The organism is Micromonospora sp. CPCC 205539 (assembly GCF_036906815.1).
Lineage (GTDB): Bacteria > Actinomycetota > Actinomycetes > Mycobacteriales > Micromonosporaceae > Micromonospora.
The window spans coordinates 1-17,495 of record NZ_JBAKHW010000053.1; the positions used below are offsets into that span (position 1 = coordinate 1).

Here is a 17,495-nt window from a genome sequence, read left to right on the forward strand (position 1 = left end):
GGCAGCGCGGGTGCAGCGGGCGCAGCGGCGGGCGGGCGCAGCGGCGGGCGGGCGGGCGCAGCGGCGCGCGGCGTGGGCGGATCTTGGCGCGGGCGGGTGTGTCGGTGCGGATGCGTACGATATGGCGGTGGCACAGGAGGTCGTTTCCCCGATGGCGGGGCCGGTGGACCGTGTCGGCCTGGCCGTCGACGTGGTGCGTCGGATGGCACACGTGACCTCCGCGCTGCGGCACCGCCAGGGCGCCGCGTTCGCCGAGTTGGGGCTCACGCCGGCGGCCGCTCGAGCGCTGCACGAGCTTGATCCGGACCGTCCGCTGCCAGCTCGTGATCTCGCCGAGCGGTTGAGCTGTGACCGGTCCAACGTGACCGCGCTGGTCGACAAGCTCGAGCAGGCCGGCCTGGTCGAGCGCCGCACCGCACCGGCCGACCGGCGGCAGAAGACGCTGGTGGTCACGGACGCGGGGCGGGTCATGCGCGGCCGGGTGACGGAGGTGTTGTCCGACTCCCGACTCCTCGACGGGCTGACCGACCGGGAGGTGGCCACCCTGCGCGACCTGGTGTGGAGGGTGTCCGACGGTGGCTGTCCGGAGCCGTGTGGGCCGGAGTGAGTCGACCCGCCCGGGCCGTGTCCCACTGGGCGACCAGGGCTCGCGTCGGTAATGCTGTCCGACGTGACCACGCCGCAGGATCTCGACGACCGGTTCCGGGAGACGCTGGCGGCTCTGCCCGCCGCCGACGGGCGGCGTGACCCCGCCGGCCCGGTCACCGACGGCGCCCCGCTGACCGGCGCGCAACTGCTCAGCCTCTTCGACGCGCAGGTGACCAGCCGGCAGCTCGACCTTGCCGGCCGTTGGCTGCGCAGCTTCGGCGAGGGTTTCTACACCATCGGCTCGGCCGGGCACGAGGGCAACGCCGCGGTCGCCGCCGCGCTGCGCCCCACCGACCCGGCACTGCTGCACTACCGCTCCGGCGCGTTCTACTGCGTACGCGCCGTACAGGTCGGCGCCGACACCGCCCCAGGATCTGGCGCCGATCCGGGCTCCACCGCCCCAGGGTCCGCCGCTGCGGCAAGGCCCGCCAGCCCGGAATCGAGCGAGGAGCCGGCGACCTCCGCCGGCCCGGAACTCCTCGAAGCCGACTCGGAGTCGGCTGGGACCCGGCCGGACGGCGCGTTCGCGGCGTACGCCGAAGCGGCCCGGGACGTCCTGCGGGGGATGGTCGCCTCCAGCGAGGAGCCGATCGCCGGCGGCCGGCACAAGGTCTTCGGGCGGGCCGATTTGGCCATCGTGCCGACCACCTCCACCATCGCCTCGCACCTGCCGAGAGCAGTCGGGATGGGCCTGGCCGTGGAGCGGCTGCGTCGGCTGGACAGCTCCGGACGGCGTACCGGGCCCGGGGTTCGTGCCAGCGGCGCCGCGCACGTGCCGTGGCCACCGGACGCCATCGTGGTCTGCTCGTTCGGCGACGCCTCGGTCAACCACGCCAGCGCCACGGCGGCCTTCAACACCGCCGGCTGGTACGACCACGCCGGGCTGCGCATCCCGGTGCTCTTCGTCTGCGAGGACAACGGGCTGGGCATCAGTGTACGGTCCCCGCAGGGCTGGGTGGAGGCGACGCTGCGGTCCAAGCCGGGCATCCGCTACTTCGCCGCCGACGGGGCCGACCCGGTGCAGACGTACGAGGTGGCGGCGGAGGCCGCGGCCTGGGTGCGCCGACACCGGCGTCCGGCCGTGCTGCACCTGTCCACGGTACGGCTGATGGGACACGCCGGTGCCGATGCGGAGTCGGCGTACCGCAGCTCGGGGGAGCTCGCCGCGGACCTGGACCGGGACCCGGTGGCCGCCACCGCCCGGCTGCTCGTCGAGGCCGGCGTGGCCACGGGGGAGGAGCTGCTGGCGCGGTACGACGAGACCGGCTGGCAGGTCCGTCGGCTCGCCGAGGAGGTGCTGGGTGAGCCGAAGCTCGCCTCCGCGGCCGAGGTGGTGTCCGCGCTGGCGCCCCGCCGGCCGGTGCGGGTGGCGCGGACGGTGGCCGACGCGGCGGCCCGAGCCAGCGGGCCGGGCGCGGGCGCCCGGACCGACGCGTTCGGCGGCAAGCCACCGGAGCTGGCCGGCCCGCTGACCCTGGCGCAGAGCATCAACGCGGCGCTCGCCGACGGGCTGCTCGACCACCCGCAAATGGCGATCTTCGGGGAGGACGTGGCCGCCAAGGGCGGCGTGTACGGGGTGACGAAGGGGCTGCGTGACCGGTTCGGCGCGGCCCGGGTGTTCGACACCCTGCTCGACGAGACCTCGGTGCTGGGGCTCGGGCTGGGCGCCGGGCTGGCCGGGATGCTGCCGGTGCCCGAGATCCAGTACCTGGCGTACCTGCACAACGCCGAGGACCAGCTGCGCGGCGAGGCCGCCACCATGCAGTTCTTCTCGCGGGGCGTGTTCCGCAACCCGATGGTGCTGCGGGTGGCCGGGCTGGCGTACCAGGAGGGGTTCGGCGGGCACTTCCACAACGACAACTCGGTGGCCGTACTCCGGGATGTGCCCGGTCTGGTGATCGCGGTGCCGGCGCGGCCGGACGACGCCGCGCCCATGCTGCGGACCTGCCTGGCCAGCGCGGCGGTGGACGGCAGCGTCTGCGTGTTCCTGGAACCGATCGCGCTCTACCACGCCCGCGACCTGTACGCGGAGGGTGACGGGGAGTGGCTGGCCGGCTACCCGGAGCCGGGGGCCTGGGTCTCCGGGCACGTGCCGATCGGCCGGGCCCGGGTCTACCGGGTCGGCTCGGCCGACGACCTGACCATCATCACCTTCGGCAACGGGGTACGGATGTCGCTGCGGGCCGCGGCCACCCTCGCCGAGGAGGGGGTGGGCACCCGCGTGGTGGATCTGCGCTGGCTGGCGCCGCTGCCGGTGGCCGATATCATCCGGGAGTCCTCGGCGACGGGCCGCGTGCTGGTCGTGGACGAGACGCGCCGCTCCGGCGGAGTCGGCGAGGGTGTGATCGCCGCGCTGGTGGACGCCGGATATGTCGGTGCGGCGCGGCGAGTGGCCGGAGTTGACTCTTTTGTACCATTGGGTCCGGCAGCACGTCATGTTCTGGTCTCCGCGGAAGCCATTACCGACGGTGCCCGTACGCTGCTGGCACGGTAAATTCCGTTCCACCCGGTGCGCCACTTGCGCGCGGAGGCACAACTGTGTGGACTTTGCCTAACGGCGTCGCTCCGACGCCGCGAGCAGGGACAAGAAGAGGAGGCACGCGACAGTGAGCGCGACCGCTGGTCAGGCCGCCGACGGGGTACGCAGCCTGGCGGACCGGTTCGGCATCGAACCGGGGATGGTCGTCATGGAGATGGGGTACGACGACGACGTCGACCAGGATCTCCGGGACGCCCTGACCGACCGCTGTGGAGAGCTGGTCGACGAGGACACCGACGAGGTGGTCGACGCCGTGCTGGTCTGGTACCGCGACGGCGACGGTGATCTCTTCGAACTCCTCGTCGAGACCCTCGCCCCGCTGGCCGACAACGGCGTCGTATGGCTGCTCACGCCGAAGGCGGGGCGTGAGGGGCACGTCGAGCCGAGCGAGGTCGCGGAAGCCGCGCCCACTGCCGGCCTTCAGCAGACCTCGACCATCAACGCCGGCCGGGACTGGAGCGGCGCCCGCCTGGTGCTGCGCCGAGGGGCCAAGGCCAAGAAGTAGCCGATCCCCATCTCGCGCGCCCGGCGGTCGACACCGCCGGGTGTGGCAGGTTGGTGCCGTCCCCCGACTCGACCCGAGGAGTACGCATGCCTATCGAGGTTGGCGCCGAGGCGCCGGATTTCGTGCTGAAGGACCAGAACAACCAGGAGGTACGGCTCTCGGATTTCCGGGGCCGGCGCACCGTGCTGCTGGTCTTCTACCCGCTCGCCTTCACCGGCACGTGTCAGGGCGAGTTGTGCGAGGTGCGGGACAACCTCAACGAGTACGTCAACGACGATGTCCAGGTGCTGACGATCAGCGTCGACTCGGTCTACAGCCACAAGATCTGGGCCGACCGGGAGGGCTACCAGTTCCCGATGTTGGCCGACTTCTGGCCGCACGGCGGCGTCGCGCAGGCGTACGGGGTCTTCAACGACGTGGCCGGCTTCGCCAACCGGGGCACCTTCGTCATCGACAAGGCCGGCGTCGTCCGCTTCGCCGAGATGAACGGGCCGGGTGAGGCCCGCGACCAGCAGAGCTGGCGCAAGGCCATCGCCGAGGCGGCCGCCTGACGGGTACGCCGTGCGGGCGGGCCGGCGGCGAGCAGGGTAAGCTTGCCAGCCTCCGGCCCGCCGTACGGGCGTTCCGGGCGCGTAGCTCAGTGGGAGAGCACTCGCCTTACAAGCGAGGGGTCGCAGGTTCGAAACCTGCCGCGCCCACCCTGCACTGCAGCGAAAACCGCCCCCGAGAAGTTCAGTTCCCGGGGGCGGTGACAGCAACGAGGTTTATGAGAGCCGCCCGTCGAGCTTGCCGAGCGCCTGAACGACATGCGGCGGAACGCCCAGCTCCATCAGCCGGGCCAGGCGGTGTCACGTTCGCCGTGTCTCAGGGCTCATCTCTGTGAGCCTTGGCGTTGGGATGGTGCGACCGATGGACGAAAATGAGTGGTTGGCCGCGCGCTTCGAGCAGCATCGACCCCGTCTGCGGGCCGTGGCTTATCGAATGCTCGGTTCGCTGGCCGACGCGGACGACGCTGTTCAGGATGCCTGGCTACGGCTGAGCCGGTCCGATGCGGAGCAAATCGACAACCTCGGCGGATGGTTGACCACTGTCGTCGCCCGGGAGTGCCTGCACGTGTTGCGCTCCCGCCGACGCCGCCGGGAGGATCCGTTCGCCACGCACCTGCCCGACCTGGTTGTCATCCCAGACGGGGACCTCGACCCCGAGCAGGAGGCGTTGCTGGCCGACTCGGTGAGCTTGGCCCTGCTCGTCGTGCTGGACCAGCTCACTCCTGCTGAGCGGTTGGCGTTCGTGCTGCACGACATGTTCGACCTGCCCTTCGAGGAGATCGCCGGCATCGCGGGCCGCACCCCGGCCGCCGCGCGGCAACTCGCCAGCCGGGCACGGCGCCGGGTGCACGGTGCCGAGATCCCTTCACCGGATCCGGATCTAGCGCGCCAGCGGCAGGTCGTCCGTGCCTTCTACGCGGCTGCGTGGACCGGCGACTTCGACGCCCTCGTGCAGGTCCTCGACCCCGACGTCGTCCTTCGCACCGACTTCGGCGCCGCCAAGCCGGCGACCGTCGTTCGCGGCGCGGCGGCCGTGGCCAAGCAGGCCCGCGCCCCACGCGGTGGCCAACTGCGCCCCGCCCTGGTCAACGGCGCGATCGGAACGTTGATCACCCGCGACGGGCAGCCGTTCTCTGTCATGGCCTTCACCGTCGCGGGCGACAAGATCGTCAGGATCGACGTTGTCCGCGACCCCGACCGCGTCCACCGCCTCGCGTCCGCCCTCCTGAACCAGGCGGAGCGAACAACGGGGTGAATGCCGAGCCCCACTTCCACGAGCTGTGGGTCTGATGCCGCGTGACCGGTCGGCGTGGCATCAGGCCAGGGACTCGAGATATTTCTGGGTTTCCGGCTTCTTGAAGTACTGCGCCCAGCCCGCCGGCTGCGCGTTGAACCCGGGTTCGCGGGTGGTGTGGTCGGCACCGTGCTCGACCAGCAGGCGCGCGATCGACAGCTCACCCGCTGCCGCCGCATAGTGCAAGGCGGTGGCGCCGGCGGCGGTGACACCGTTGACGGCGAAGCCAAAATTCATGAGCAGCCGGACCGTTGACCAGTTGCGCGCCTCGGCCATCCGCGTAACCAGATCTGCATGCCGATCCCGCAGCCCAGGATCGGCGGACAGCATCGACCGCATCGTCGCTTCGTCGGCGGCCTCGGCGGCTTCTTCAAACTGCATTGTGTCCTCCTCGCGTGTTTGCACTCGTGCTTATGAGCCCAGACGACGAGCCGATGTGACAGGGCGAGGTGCTCGAACGAATTGTCATGGACACGACTGGCCTGACGAAGACCGCAGGTTCGAAACCTGCCGCGCCCACCCTGCACTGCTCTGGATCGGTCCCGGTCAGGCCGTTAGCCTCGATCCCCATGACCGGTCATCGCGAACCGTCGATCGCGGGCGACGAGACCGCCACCCTCCTGGGTTCTCTGGACCGCCGGCGCGCCACCCTGGCGTGGAAGACCGGCGGGCTGGCGCTCGGCAGCCGAGGACACGCCCGAGCAGCTCCACACGCCCTGGCGGGAGGCGGTGGCCCGCTCCCGCGCCACTGTGGCGGAGGCGCTGGCCGACGCCGGGCCGGAGCAACTCGCCCGGGGCGACTGGCCCGCCGGTCAGGTGCCGAGCCTGCGGCGCATCCTGGTCGACCTGATCGAGGAGTACGCCCGACACGTCGGCCACGCCGACCTGATCCGGGAGTCGGTGGACGGGCTCGTTGGCGAGGACCCGCCCCGCTGACCCGTTACTTGTTCACGAAGTTGCGCAGGGCCGCGACCAGCGCCCGGTCGCTGACCTCGGCGTAGATCTTCCGGTCGGCGCCGACCATGACGACGAACGGGCACTTCTGATCGTCGCCGGCCATCGACTTGTCCAGCAGCTTTCGGCCGGTCGCCACCTCGTACACCCGAAGTTTCCAGCCGGCCCGCACGAGCGGCAGCGACTGCGGCTTCGGGTCGTCGAACTTGCAGGTGCGGATCGTCGCGCCGGCGCTGACCCGGTCCAGGCAGGCGACCGTCTGCACCTTCTTGGGATCCTCCGAGGCCCACGACTGCTCGACCTTGTCCGACAGGCCCTGCGAGTAGTAGTAGTGGCTGTTCTGCACGCGCAGGCCCGAGCCGTCGTCGACGAGCAGCACCAGCGGGTGCGGGGCCTTCCCCGCGCGCTTCGGCGACTCGGGGTAGTAGACGTCGTCCTCGCACACCCGGTCCAGGTCGCGGATGTCCTTCGCCGGGTATGCGCTGGCCTGCGGCCCCTGCTGCTCGGGCGACTCGCTCACGTCGGGGGCGGCGCTCGCGGTCGGGCCGGCTCCGGTGGGGGCCGCGAACGGTGCGCTGGACGTGGGGGGCGTCCCCTCGCGGAAGAGGATGATGCCGCCGACTCCGGCGAGGCAGGCGAGCAGCAGCAGCACCACGCCGCCCAGGCTCGCGGCGACGATGATGGCGGTGCGGTTGGTGCGCTCCGACGGCAGCGACTCGGGCACCCACGTGGTGATGGGTGGTGCGGGCTCAGCGGTCGCGGTCGGCTCCACGGCTGGCTCCGACGCCGACTCCGCCGGTGTCGAGCTTGCGGCGGGTTCAGCCCCGGTGCCGGTCATGGTGACGTCCTCTACTCGATCAAGGGGAGCGCGACTGTATCAAGCCCCTGTACCGAACGTGACCCCGTTTATCGTGCTCCTGCCGACGGCTAGAGGCGCGTGCCGCACTCTCGAAAGCGGTCCAGGGCTCGGGGGTGGAACGACGCGCGTACGGTGGGAGAGACGACGGAGGGCTCCGATGATCCCCACAATGATCCTGTTCGGCTTGGCGTTCGGGCACTGGTGGCGCTCGACACTCGTTGCCGCCGCGCTGATCTGGCCGGCGCTGATGCTCGCCAGCCAGGTGACGACGGTGGAGATCGGGCTGCTCGGCGCGGCGGGACTAGGGGTGGCCAACGCTGCCGTCGGCGTACTGGTGCACCAGACCATCTCCCGGGCAATTCGCGGAGTGCGCCGCCCCGACCCGTCGCCCGGGGGCAACTGCCGTTAAGGCCCCTGCGCTGACCACGCGATGATGGGCCCGTGCAGGACACCGTAGCCGTCGCGCTGATCACTTCACTGTCCACGTTGGTCGCCGCCGCACTGACCGGGTTGGTCGGCGCGCTCAGCACCCGGCGGCAACTGGCCCACCAACTCGCCGTGGCACGGCAGGACGGCGCCGAGCGGCGGGCGACCCGCCGGGATGAGCTGCGTCGGAACGCGTACGTCGGATTTCTGGGTGCCTGTGACCAGGCGTACCGGCGGTTGGACCGGCGATGGGTCGAGGCCGGCGGGGACGAGCCGACGTCCGGCTACGACGAGACGTACGCGGCGATGCGCGCCGTGGACGAGGCGTACAACCTGATGTTGCTGGAGGGGCCGGCGGACGTCGCGGCGGCGGGTCGGTCCGTGCTGACCAGCGTCAACGCCGAGTACGCCGATCAGCGCCGCCTCGCCAGCAGGCCGGGCGGTGGCGCGACGCCGCTGCGCGACCGGTACCGCGAGCGCTGGCTTGCCGCGATCGAGGAACGGACGAATCGCCGGGTTTCCTTCGTCGACGCCGTACGGGCGGTGTTGGATCGGGACGAGTGAGTTGACGAGCGGGGGTATCGGGTGAGCTACGCGCAGGTCAACGGCGTGCGGCTCTGGTACGAGTCGCACGGCGACGGCCGCGCACTGGTGCTGCTGCACGGCGGCTACGGGTCGGCGGAGATGTTCGCGCCGATCCTGCCGGCGCTCGTCCAGCGGCGCCGGGTCATCACGGTCGACCTACAGGGCCACGGACGCACCGCCGACGTCGACCGGCCGCTGCGCTACGAGACGCTGGCCGAAGACATCGCCGCGCTGCTCGCGCACCTCGACCTGCCCTCGGCGGACGTGCTGGGCTATTCGCTGGGCGGCGGTGTGGCGCTGCGTACCGCCCTCCAGCACCCGGCGCTGGTCCGCCGACTCGTGCTGGTCTCGACACCGTGCAAGCAGGCCGGCTGGTATCCGGAGGTGCTGGCCGCCATGGCGGGCCAGGACGAGCAGACGGGTGAGCAGATGCGCGGCACACCGTCGCACGAGCTCTACGAGCGGATCGCTCCCCGACCACAGGACTGGCCGCGCCTCTGGGCCAAGAGCGGTGAGCTGCTGCGCCGCGCCTACGACTGGTCGGCCGAGGTCGCCACGCTGACCACCCCGACACTGCTGGTCTTCGCCGACGCCGACTCGATCCCGACGAGCCACGTGGCCGAGTTCTACGGACTGCTCGGCGGTGGGCACCGCGACCCCGGCTCGGACGGCACCGGCCGCCCGGCCGCCCGGCTGGCCGTGCTGCCCGGCCACACCCACTACGACATCGTGAGCGCACCGACCCTTCCACCCGCAGTCCTGGAGTTCCTCACCCACCTGGTCAAGGCGCCCATCTGACCGGGTCCACCCGGCCCGCGCCGCGGAGCGCACTCGATCCAGGATGTAGTGGTGTTGGGCACGCGGGAGACCACTACATCCAGGAAATTGCGCGACCTTGCCCGCCGAACGGCCGATCCGTGGGGATCCACTGCCCCGCCCGGCGCGTGGGGCCATCCCAAGATCTGCGCAACGTCGGGGAAACTGCTGCCTCCCGGCGCGGCGAGGCAGCAATATCCCCGAAACTGCGTGGATCTTGACCCTGGCCTCCCGAGACTGCGTGGATCTTGACCTTGGCCTCCCGCGACTGCGTGGATCTTGACCCTGGCCTTCCGAGGCTGCGTGGGATCGCTCAGTCGCGCTGCGCCTCGTGCGGCCTGGTCTGCTGCTGTGTCGGCCTGGCAATTTCCTGTGACGCGTATATTCGGCGAGCGTGGTTGTGGAGCTGTCAGTTCTGGAAGCGGTCCTGTTCGACATGGACGGCACGCTGGTCGATTCCGACGCCGCCGTTGAGCGGGCCTGGCGACGGTGGGCGGCCGAGTACGGTGTCGATCCCGCGGCGGCGATGGCGATCGCGCATGGCAGCCCCGCCGATGCCACCATCCGCCGTCTGCTACCCGGGCTGGACGACGTCGGGGTCACCGTGGCGGCGGCACGGCAGTTGGCGCTGCAGTACGACGACCTGTCCGACGTGACGGCCACCCCCGGTGCACCCGAACTGCTGGCTGCGCTGGCCCGGCTGGGTCTGCCCTGGGCGGTGGTGACCAGCGCCGACGCCCGGTTGGCCGAGGCGCGGCTCGACGCTGCCGGCATCGATCCGCCCGTCTTGGTGACCGTCGAGGATGTCAGCGCGGGCAAGCCGGACCCGCAGGGCTACCTGCGGGCGGCGGACCTGCTCGAGGTGTCCGCAGCACGGTGTCTGGTCGTCGAGGACGCCGAGGTGGGCTTGGCGGCCGGGCGGGCAGCCGGCGCGATGACCGCGGCGCTCAAGGGACTCGAGGGTGATCTGTGCCTCGACGACCTGGCGCAGTTGGCGCAGCAGCTGGAGTCGGCACCAACGGCACCGTGAGCAGCCCGGCGCGACACTGGCCGGGTCAGGAGAGGCGGTGCGCCAGCCACGGGACTAGCGCATCGGCCTGCGCCTGCTGGAACGCGCGGACGGTGGGGATGCCGGGTGGCGGTGGCCGCCGGGCGCTGTCGGTGAAGAAGCCGGCCAGCCCCGCGTACACCCCGGTGAGCGCGACCGGATCGATGTCGGCGGTGAGCGGGAGCCGGTGTAGCAGAGCCTCGGTGTCGTGACCGCCGTGCATCCGTACGTTGATCAGCAGCAGCGCGGTGTCCAGCCAGGCCGGCCCCCGGCAGGCCCATGGCCAGTCGACCACGCTGACCGCGCCGGCCGCATCGACGAGCAGGTTGTCGGCTCGCACATCCACGTGGCAGAGCGTGTCACCGGTCAGCGCGGCGAGGCCCTGGTCGGCGGAGGCCCGCAGCTCGTCCAGGTGCGCGCGGGCCCACGGGTCCAGCCGATCCGGCGGGTCGGCGGCGATGCGGTGCCAGCCCGCGAACTCGAAGGCCAGCCGGTCGGCGGCGGTCGGTACGTGCGGCACCGGGCTCGGCGTGAGGGCGGCGGCCATCGTCGCGAGAGTGTCCAGCACAGTGGTCAACTCGTCGGCGCGCCACGGCGTCTCCGGGTGTCGACCCTCCACATCGGAGAAGACCAGCGCGACCCAGTCGCCGTCGTCGTGCCAACCGAGCAGTCGGGGCGTCGGCGCGGACGCTGGCAGTGCGGCGGCGGTGCGGGCCTCCGCGCGATGCATGACCGGGCTGTCGGGATTTTGTGCCGGGCTGACCGCCTTGACGAATGCCCGCCGACCGGTCGCGGTGCGGACCCGGTCCGCGGTGCCCGGCGAGTAGCCGCCCGGCTGGGACACGGCCTCGACCACCCGATCGCCAAGGATCTCCTGAACAGCGGCCCGAACCCGTCCCGGCAGGTCGGCCCACCCGATCCGACCCCCGTTGCGCTCATTCATCCGTCCACCATCCACCCCGCCAACCTCGCCCGACAACCAGTTTCCCCGCCGGTGATCATGAGGTTGGCGGGCCTCGTCGAGGTCAAACCGCCCGCTAACCCCATGATCACCGCGGCCACCGCGGCCACCGCGTGCAACAGCAGGTTGCCGGCGTCGGAGACCGGCCCCCGGGCGTCGGCGGTCGCCACCATGGCGTAACCGCTCCACGGGTTGGCCAGCACCAGGACGAAGACGAGGGCGGTGCCGACCAGGTAGACGGCGAGCGCGGTGCGCAGCCGGTCGCCGCCACCGGCCAGCAGCACCACCAGGTAGGCCAGATTGACCTGCACGGTGAAGTAGAACAGCAGCTCGACGGGCTCGTCGCGCGCGGCGATCACGGAGAGGACCAGCCCGACGGCGACCACCACGACGGCGCTTCCTCGCAGGATCCGGCCGGACACCGGGCGGACGCTACCATCGCCGCATCGACGGACGCCATGACGAGCAGCGGTGCCGGGGCCTGACCAACGTCGAGCTGGGGTTGGCCCCACTGTCCGGGCTGACCGGTGCGGATCGGCTGCGCCGGTCAAGGCGACGTTCGCGCCGGTCTGGTCTCCTCGGTATCCGGCCGCGTCTCGGGGATGGCAGCTCCCGTTGGTGCTGGCGCAGGTGGGTCGGCTGTCGTCGCGTCCGCTTCGCTGACGGGCCGCAGCGTGGCGTACAGCGCGGTCAGCTCGGCCAGGTAGCGCGGTCCGGACCAGGCCGCCACCGCCGCCCGACCGTCGCGGACCACGGTCGCCCGCAGCTCCCGCTCGGTCAGCAGCCGGGTCAGCAACGCCCCGAACGCCGTCGCGGTGGGCTCGGCGAGCTGCCGGGCGGTGCCGGTGCCGGGCCGCTCGACCAGAGCGGCGTCCACCATGGCCACCGGAAGCCCGTACGCCTCGGCCTCGCCGAGCACCAGGCCCTGGGTGTCGGTGGTGGAGGCGAACGCCAGCACGTCGGCCGCTCGGTAGTGGGCGCCGACCCGGTCGTGCGGCACCGGGCGCAGCAGGTGCAGCGCGTCGACGACGCCGAGCCGGCGGGCCGCCCGGCGGACCGCGAGCCGGTGCCGTCGCGCCCCGAGCAGCACCAGCCGGGCCGCCGGGAGGTCGCGGCGGACCTGGGCGAACGCGGTCAGCAGCAGCTCCGGGTTCTTCTCCGGCGCGGCCCGGCCCACCGCGAGCAACACCGGCGCGTCCGCCGCGACACCCCACCGGGCCCGCAGGCGTCGGCGGTCGTCGGCGTCCGCGCACGGTGCGGCGACCGGGGTCGGCAACACCACGATGGGGGTACGCCCAGCCAGCGGGGCCATCGTCGCCGCGGTCTTCGCCGACGGGGCGATCAGCACGCTGGTGTGCCCCAGCAGGCACCGCCCGAGCGCCGCCAGCCGGGCCTGCCGGCCGGGCCCGGGCCGGGCCAGCGCCCACAGGTCCCGCAGTCGCCAGGGCAGGCCGAGCCGCAGCCCGGCGTACGCGGCCCCGATCGGCACCTCGGGATAGTGCGCGGCGTACGCCACCAGGTCGGTGTGCCAGGTGAGCACGGTGGGTACGCGCCGCTCGGCGGCCCAGCGCAGACCGGCGACGCCGAGCGGACCGGTGGTGTGCACGTGCACCACGTCGGCCGGCGCGGCCGGTGGCCGGGGCGGTGCCAGCCGGTACGGCCGGGTCGGCACCGGCACCGAGGGGACCTCGCCGGGCTGGCGCCGTCGCCGGGACAGGGGCCCGGGGCAGTGCAGGATGACCTGGTGGCCGGCGGCGCGTAGCAGTGCCACGGTGGTGCCGACCGAGGTGGCCACCCCTTCCGGGTTGGTGAGGTGGCTGTCGCTGACGTGGGAGATCCGCACCCTGCCATCATCGCCGGGCGGCGCACGCCGGGCCGTCCCGTCGCACCGGCGCGAGATCCCGGTGGCGCGTCCGGGTCGGGTCTGCTGCACTACCCGCGTGAACCGACACGGAGGGAGACGACGGTGGAGCTGACGCTGACGCCGGTGACGGCGCAGGAGTTGACCCGGCTGCTGGTGAGGCTGGAGCAGGCGTACGCGGAGGACCTGGCGGCGCACCGGGGGATGACCCCGCAGGCGGCTCGGGAGCGTTCGGCGAGCCAGCTACGGGAGATGCTGCCGGATGGCGCGGACACCGAGGGGGTGCTGCTGCGGCTGGCCCGCGTCGACGACGTCGAGGTCGGCTGGATCTGGGTGACCCTGCCCGCAAGTGCCCACGCGACCGACACGGCCGGCTCCCAACGGGCCTGGATCCACGACATCGAGGTTGAACCGGCTCATCGGGGACGCGGGTACGCCCGACGCATGATCCAGCTCATCGAGGCGGAACTGGCCCAACTCGGGGTGCCCGAGCTGGGGTTGAACGTCTTCGGCACGAACGAGGTGGCAATCGGGCTCTACCGGAGCCTGGGCTTCGAGGTCATGGCCCAGCAGATGGCCAAGCGAATCGACCCGGCGGGCTGAGCAGCCGGCGAGGACTGTTCATCCACCCACCGGGAACCCGCTTCGAACCGCACCCGGGGAGGACGACGGATGACGCATGGCGCCGGACTGACCATCGGTGTGCTCGGCTCGTACGGTGGCCGGAACATCGGCGACGAGGCGATTCTCACCGGCCTGCTCACCGATCTGCGTACGCAGGAGCCGAACGCCCGGATCATCGTGTTCTCCCGCAATCCGGAGCACACCCGGCTCGCGCACCCCGACGTCGAGGCGGTGCCCTGGGAGGGCGTCAGCCGCACCGACTCCGCCCTGGTCCTGGCCCAGCTCGACCTGCTCATCCTGGGCGGCGGCGGGATCCTCTACGACCGGGAGGCCCGCCGCTACCTGCGGGTGGTCCGGGTCGCCCAGGAACGCGGACTGCCCCTCATCACGTACGCGGTGGGGGTCGGGCCACTGAGCGACGCGGTGGACACCGGCATGGTCCGGGAGACGCTCTCCGGCGCGACCCAGCTGACCGTCCGGGACCAGGAGTCCCGGATGGTGCTGGAGGAGGCTGGCCTGCTCAACCCGATCACGGTCACCGCCGACCCGGCGTTCCTGCTGCAGCCGGCGGACTTCCCGGCCCACCTGTTGGCCGAGGAGGGCGTGCCGGCCGGCCAGCGGTTGGTCGGGATCAGCGTGCGGGAGCCGGGACGGGCCGCCGAACGGCTCGACGTGGACGGCTACCACCGGCTGCTGGCTCAGATCGGTGACTTCCTGGTGCACCGGATCGACGCGTACGTGCTGTTCGTGCCGATGGAACGCGACGACATCCGGCACGCCCACGGGGTGCTGTCGCACATGGTCGCCGCCGACCGGGGCCGAATCCTGCACGGCACCTACTCGCCGGAGCAGGTGCTCGGGCTGATGCGCCACTTCGACCTGGCCGTCGGCATGCGCCTGCACTTCCTGATCTTCGCGGCGATGGTCGGCACACCGTTCCTGCCGCTCCCGTACGCCGGAAAGGTCTTCGACCTGGCCCAGCGGCTCGGTGTGCCGGCGCTGCGTGGCGTGGAGCGCGAGGTGGAGGGGCCGCTGCTGGCCGAGGTCGACCGGCTCTGGGACGAGCGGGAGGAGCGCGCCGAGGCCACCGCCCGGCGGGTGGCCGAGGTGTGCGAACAGGCCCGGGGCACCTCCGATGTCACCCGTGGCGTCCTGGAGAGCCTGCGCAGTCAGACCCTCACCCGGGTCTGAGTTCGCGGTCAGACGGCCGGGCCGGTCCACCGGTAGCGCCACTCGAGGGAGTCGGCGCCAGCGGACTCCAGCTCGTAGATCTGCGCCTCGGCCAGGCCACCGGACCCGAGATGGTGGTGGGTCAGCGGCGGACGGCCGTTGCTGTCCAACTCGGCGGTGACGGTCTGCCCGTCCGCGGTGCCGCCGACCAACGGGATCTGCACGGTTGAGGCCATGCGCCCATCCTGCCCGCCGCGCCGGCCCCCCGCAGCGGTTAGCGGGGCAGCGGGACCGCCGACGTGGTGGCTAGGGTCGGCGGATGGCGGAGCAGCCCATCGATCCGACGCTCGGCCCGGTGCTCGCCCGCACCGGCGACGAGCGTGCCGTACTGGACTCGTTCCTCGACTTCCACCGTTCGGTGGTGCTGCGCAAGCTGCGTGGCCTGTCCGACGCTGAGGCGGGCCGCCGGCTGGTGCCGTCGATGACGACGCTCGCCGGGCTGATCAAGCACCTGAGCATGGTCGAGCGGAACTGGTTTCCGACCCTGCTGGCCCCCGAGCCCGGTGACGTCTACCTGACCTCGGAAGAGGACGCGGTGGCGAGTTTCGCGCTCGGCGAGGAGGACACCGTCGATGCGCTCGTCGAGGCGTACGAGCGGGCGTGCGCCCGATCGCGGGCGGTCGCCGCGCGCTTCGACCTCGACCATGTCGTGCCCCACCCGCAGCTCGGTGAGGTGTCGCTGCGCTGGATCCTGATCCACCTGATCGAGGAGACCGCCCGGCACGCCGGGCACGCCGACATCCTGCGGGAGTTGGTCGACGGCGAGACCGGGGCGGTCTGATCCCACACGGGCTGAGTCGGTGGCGCGCCGTCAGTCGGTGGGCAGCAGGCCCGCTGGGTACTCCATGCCGTCATGGGTGCAGGCCGCGGCGGCCACCCGGGCCGCGTACCGGGCCGCCTCCGGCAGCGGCCGGTCGCGCAGCAGGCCGGCGACCAACCCGGCCGCGAAGGCGTCGCCCGCCCCGTTGCTGTCCACCACCGGCCCCGGTGCGCTGACGGGTGGCACCGGCACCGCCGTGCCGTCGCCCGGATACAGCTCGGCGCCGTCCGCGCCCCGGGTCACCACCACGGTGCGGGGCGAGAGCGCGTCGGCGAGCGCCCCGGCCCGGTCGGCCAGCCGTACGCCGCTGACCAGGACCAGGTCGGCGACCTCGGCGAACGGCCGGTGGTAGGGGTTCTCCCCGTCCCAGTCGTGCAGGTCGGTCGACAGCCGCACGCCGGCCGGCAGGGCGGCCCGCACGACGGGCAGCAGCGGCAGCGTCCAGTCGATGATCGAGAGGTGGACGTGCCGGGCGTCGCGGACCAGCTCGGCCAGCGCCGTCGCCGGGAACGGCGGGCTGCCGCCCTGCCAGGGGCGCGGGTCGTAGAGCGCGGTGCGTCGCCCGCCCGGGTCGACCAGGGTCACCGATCGCCGGGTCCCGGCCGGGTCCTCGGCCAGCACCGCCGGCACTCCGGCCCGGATCAGCGCCGCCCGGATCAGGTCACCGGCCGGATCCGCACCGAGGGTGTCGACGACCCGGACCCGTAGACCCAGCGCCCGGCCGGCCAGCGCCACCCCGGCGCCGGTGTTGCCGATCCGTAGCTCGATCGGCTCGACGGTGTGCGAATCGGCGGCCGGCAGCGGCAGTGCGGGCACCCGGACCCGCACGTCCACCCCGAGCCCGCCGATGACCAACAGGTCGACCATGGCATCGACGCTAGCCGACAGCTCGTGCGTCGCACGATGTGCGGCAGCGTCGCCCGCCGGCCCGCGCGGGAGCGCTCGCCGAGCCGTCGGCTCCAGGACGGGTGACGCCAGTCCCGACGACCCCACCTATCCTGGGGCGCGGGCGGCGACGAGGAGGAGTACGTGCTGGTCATCCACGGGCTGTGGTTGCCCGGCGACGGCTCGACCGCCAAACTCGCGGTCTGGGCCGAGGACAGCGCCGCCGCGCCGGCCGCACCGGCCCGTCCCGGCCGGGCGCCCCGGGAGCGACCGCACCCCTTCGCCGCCGGGCACGCCGCGCTGGCCGCCGCGCTGGCCGGCGCCGCTGAGCCGGCCCACCCGGACACCGCGCTGCTCACCCTGCCCACCCGGGCCGGCGCGCCGACCGACTCACCCGAACTGATCCGCACCGACGTCGCACCCCCGGCCCGCGGCCGGCTCACCCTCGCCGGGTGGCGGGTCCCCGTGCTGGTGTACGCCCCGGACAACGCGCTGCCGCTGCTGCGCGCCCTGGACGACCTCCCGGCGGTGCCCGGTGCCACCCTGCGTCACCTCGCCGAGTTGGCCGACTTCGCCGCCGACCTGGTGACCCGAGGCCGTGTCCTACCCGGCGTCGACACGCCGACGCCCGCCACAACGCCCGAGCCGCGGCCAGAGTCGACGGCGTCAGCCGCCACCGAGACGCAGGTGCCGGCGCGGGCGGTCTGGCGACCGCTGTTGACCGGCACCGACGCCGGCTGGGCGCGGTCGCTCGCGCTGGCCCTGCCCCCCGCCGCCCGAGCGGCTGCCCCCGGGTCGGCTGCAGCCGGGTCTGGCGCTGCCGGGTCTGGCGCTGCCGGATCGAGCGCTGCCGGATCGGGCGCTGCCGGGTCTGGCGCTGCCGGATCGGGCG

20 protein-coding genes, 1 tRNA gene and 1 pseudogene are annotated in these 17,495 nt (G+C 72.7%); 15 read left to right on the top strand and 7 right to left on the bottom strand.

Annotation, left to right across the window (positions count from 1 at the left end; genetic code table 11):
- Positions 1 to 121 precede the first annotated feature (121 nt).
- The 6 genes from V6V47_RS29320 (at position 122) to V6V47_RS29345 (ending at position 5,495) form a co-directional block, all read left to right on the top strand.
- On the top strand, positions 122 to 607 hold the full coding sequence (locus V6V47_RS29320; RefSeq protein ID WP_442934326.1) for a MarR family winged helix-turn-helix transcriptional regulator: 486 nt from the start codon (positions 122 to 124) through the stop codon (positions 605 to 607).
- Between the two features lie 51 nt (positions 608 to 658).
- A complete protein-coding gene (locus V6V47_RS29325) occupies positions 659 to 3,142 on the top strand; it encodes a thiamine pyrophosphate-dependent enzyme (RefSeq protein WP_334631684.1) in 2,484 nt (827 codons plus the stop codon).
- A gap of 112 nt (positions 3,143 to 3,254) precedes the next feature.
- The gene (locus tag V6V47_RS29330; RefSeq protein WP_334631686.1) at positions 3,255 to 3,692 is read left to right on the top strand and encodes a DUF3052 domain-containing protein; all 438 of its coding nucleotides are present in this window, start codon (positions 3,255 to 3,257) and stop codon (positions 3,690 to 3,692) included.
- Positions 3,693 to 3,778: 86 nt separating this feature from the next.
- Positions 3,779 to 4,243: a peroxiredoxin gene (locus V6V47_RS29335; protein ID WP_334631688.1), complete on the top strand. Its 465-nt coding sequence runs from the start codon at positions 3,779 to 3,781 to the stop codon at positions 4,241 to 4,243.
- A 75-nt stretch (positions 4,244 to 4,318) separates the two neighbouring features.
- Positions 4,319 to 4,390 (top strand) — tRNA-Val (locus V6V47_RS29340).
- A 211-nt stretch (positions 4,391 to 4,601) separates the two neighbouring features.
- Positions 4,602 to 5,495, top strand: coding sequence for a sigma-70 family RNA polymerase sigma factor (locus V6V47_RS29345; RefSeq protein WP_334631689.1), 894 nt, complete (start codon positions 4,602 to 4,604; stop codon positions 5,493 to 5,495).
- 60 nt (positions 5,496 to 5,555) lie between these two features.
- On the opposite strand, the gene V6V47_RS29350 is transcribed toward V6V47_RS29345, so the two are convergent.
- On the bottom strand, positions 5,556 to 5,915 hold the full coding sequence (locus V6V47_RS29350) for an ankyrin repeat domain-containing protein (protein WP_334631690.1): 360 nt from the start codon (positions 5,913 to 5,915) through the stop codon (positions 5,556 to 5,558).
- A 198-nt stretch (positions 5,916 to 6,113) separates the two neighbouring features.
- Between V6V47_RS29350 and V6V47_RS29355 the strand changes: the two genes are divergently transcribed.
- Positions 6,114 to 6,470 carry a mycothiol transferase gene (locus tag V6V47_RS29355; RefSeq protein WP_334631733.1) on the top strand — a complete coding sequence of 119 codons (357 nt, stop codon included), beginning with the start codon at positions 6,114 to 6,116 and terminating at the stop codon, positions 6,468 to 6,470.
- A 4-nt stretch (positions 6,471 to 6,474) separates the two neighbouring features.
- Here the strand turns inward: V6V47_RS29355 and V6V47_RS29360 are convergent, their stop codons facing one another.
- Positions 6,475 to 7,260, bottom strand: a complete 786-nt coding sequence (locus tag V6V47_RS29360) for a hypothetical protein (protein WP_334631691.1) — start codon at positions 7,258 to 7,260, stop codon at positions 6,475 to 6,477.
- Between the two features lie 244 nt (positions 7,261 to 7,504).
- Between V6V47_RS29360 and V6V47_RS29365 the strand changes: the two genes are divergently transcribed.
- The 4 genes from V6V47_RS29365 (at position 7,505) to V6V47_RS29380 (ending at position 10,204) form a co-directional block, all read left to right on the top strand.
- Positions 7,505 to 7,756: a hypothetical protein gene (locus tag V6V47_RS29365; RefSeq protein ID WP_334631692.1), complete on the top strand. Its 252-nt coding sequence runs from the start codon at positions 7,505 to 7,507 to the stop codon at positions 7,754 to 7,756.
- A gap of 32 nt (positions 7,757 to 7,788) precedes the next feature.
- Positions 7,789 to 8,337, top strand: coding sequence for a hypothetical protein (locus tag V6V47_RS29370; RefSeq protein ID WP_334631694.1), 549 nt, complete (start codon positions 7,789 to 7,791; stop codon positions 8,335 to 8,337).
- 21 nt (positions 8,338 to 8,358) lie between these two features.
- Positions 8,359 to 9,156 carry an alpha/beta fold hydrolase gene (locus V6V47_RS29375; protein WP_334631695.1) on the top strand — a complete coding sequence of 266 codons (798 nt, stop codon included), beginning with the start codon at positions 8,359 to 8,361 and terminating at the stop codon, positions 9,154 to 9,156.
- A gap of 412 nt (positions 9,157 to 9,568) precedes the next feature.
- Positions 9,569 to 10,204 (top strand): HAD-IA family hydrolase, encoded by a 636-nt coding sequence (locus V6V47_RS29380; RefSeq protein WP_334631697.1) that lies wholly within the window; start codon positions 9,569 to 9,571, stop codon positions 10,202 to 10,204.
- A gap of 25 nt (positions 10,205 to 10,229) precedes the next feature.
- Here V6V47_RS29380 and V6V47_RS29385 read toward each other — a convergent pair whose 3' ends face one another.
- The 3 genes from V6V47_RS29385 to V6V47_RS29395 all read right to left on the bottom strand — a co-directional run bounded on the left by V6V47_RS29385 (position 10,230) and on the right by V6V47_RS29395 (position 13,026).
- Positions 10,230 to 11,165 carry a phosphotransferase family protein gene (locus V6V47_RS29385; RefSeq protein WP_334631699.1) on the bottom strand — a complete coding sequence of 312 codons (936 nt, stop codon included), beginning with the start codon at positions 11,163 to 11,165 and terminating at the stop codon, positions 10,230 to 10,232.
- On the bottom strand, positions 11,162 to 11,605 hold the full coding sequence (locus V6V47_RS29390; protein ID WP_334631701.1) for a hypothetical protein: 444 nt from the start codon (positions 11,603 to 11,605) through the stop codon (positions 11,162 to 11,164). The genes V6V47_RS29385 and V6V47_RS29390 overlap by 4 nt, the downstream gene beginning before the upstream one ends.
- Positions 11,606 to 11,730: 125 nt before the next feature.
- Positions 11,731 to 13,026, bottom strand: a complete 1,296-nt coding sequence (locus V6V47_RS29395; RefSeq protein ID WP_334631703.1) for a glycosyltransferase — start codon at positions 13,024 to 13,026, stop codon at positions 11,731 to 11,733.
- A 123-nt stretch (positions 13,027 to 13,149) separates the two neighbouring features.
- Between V6V47_RS29395 and V6V47_RS29400 the strand changes: the two genes are divergently transcribed.
- The gene (locus V6V47_RS29400; protein ID WP_334631704.1) at positions 13,150 to 13,647 is read left to right on the top strand and encodes a GNAT family N-acetyltransferase; all 498 of its coding nucleotides are present in this window, start codon (positions 13,150 to 13,152) and stop codon (positions 13,645 to 13,647) included.
- Positions 13,648 to 13,716: 69 nt separating this feature from the next.
- The gene (locus tag V6V47_RS29405; protein WP_334631705.1) at positions 13,717 to 14,859 is read left to right on the top strand and encodes a polysaccharide pyruvyl transferase family protein; all 1,143 of its coding nucleotides are present in this window, start codon (positions 13,717 to 13,719) and stop codon (positions 14,857 to 14,859) included.
- An 8-nt stretch (positions 14,860 to 14,867) separates the two neighbouring features.
- On the opposite strand, the gene V6V47_RS29410 is transcribed toward V6V47_RS29405, so the two are convergent.
- Complete coding sequence (locus V6V47_RS29410; RefSeq protein ID WP_334631707.1) at positions 14,868 to 15,074, bottom strand: hypothetical protein; 207 nt, start codon at positions 15,072 to 15,074, stop codon at positions 14,868 to 14,870.
- Between the two features lie 83 nt (positions 15,075 to 15,157).
- On the opposite strand from V6V47_RS29410, the gene V6V47_RS29415 reads away from it, so the two are divergent.
- Complete coding sequence (locus tag V6V47_RS29415) at positions 15,158 to 15,679, top strand: DinB family protein (RefSeq protein WP_334631709.1); 522 nt, start codon at positions 15,158 to 15,160, stop codon at positions 15,677 to 15,679.
- 30 nt (positions 15,680 to 15,709) lie between these two features.
- Here the strand turns inward: V6V47_RS29415 and V6V47_RS29420 are convergent, their stop codons facing one another.
- Positions 15,710 to 16,585, bottom strand: coding sequence for a carbohydrate kinase family protein (locus V6V47_RS29420; protein ID WP_334631710.1), 876 nt, complete (start codon positions 16,583 to 16,585; stop codon positions 15,710 to 15,712).
- 162 nt (positions 16,586 to 16,747) lie between these two features.
- Here V6V47_RS29420 and V6V47_RS32770 point away from each other — a divergent pair.
- A pseudogene (locus V6V47_RS32770) lies at positions 16,748 to 17,392 on the top strand (ATP-dependent helicase); the annotation flags it as partial.
- Positions 17,393 to 17,495: the final 103 nt, after the last annotated feature.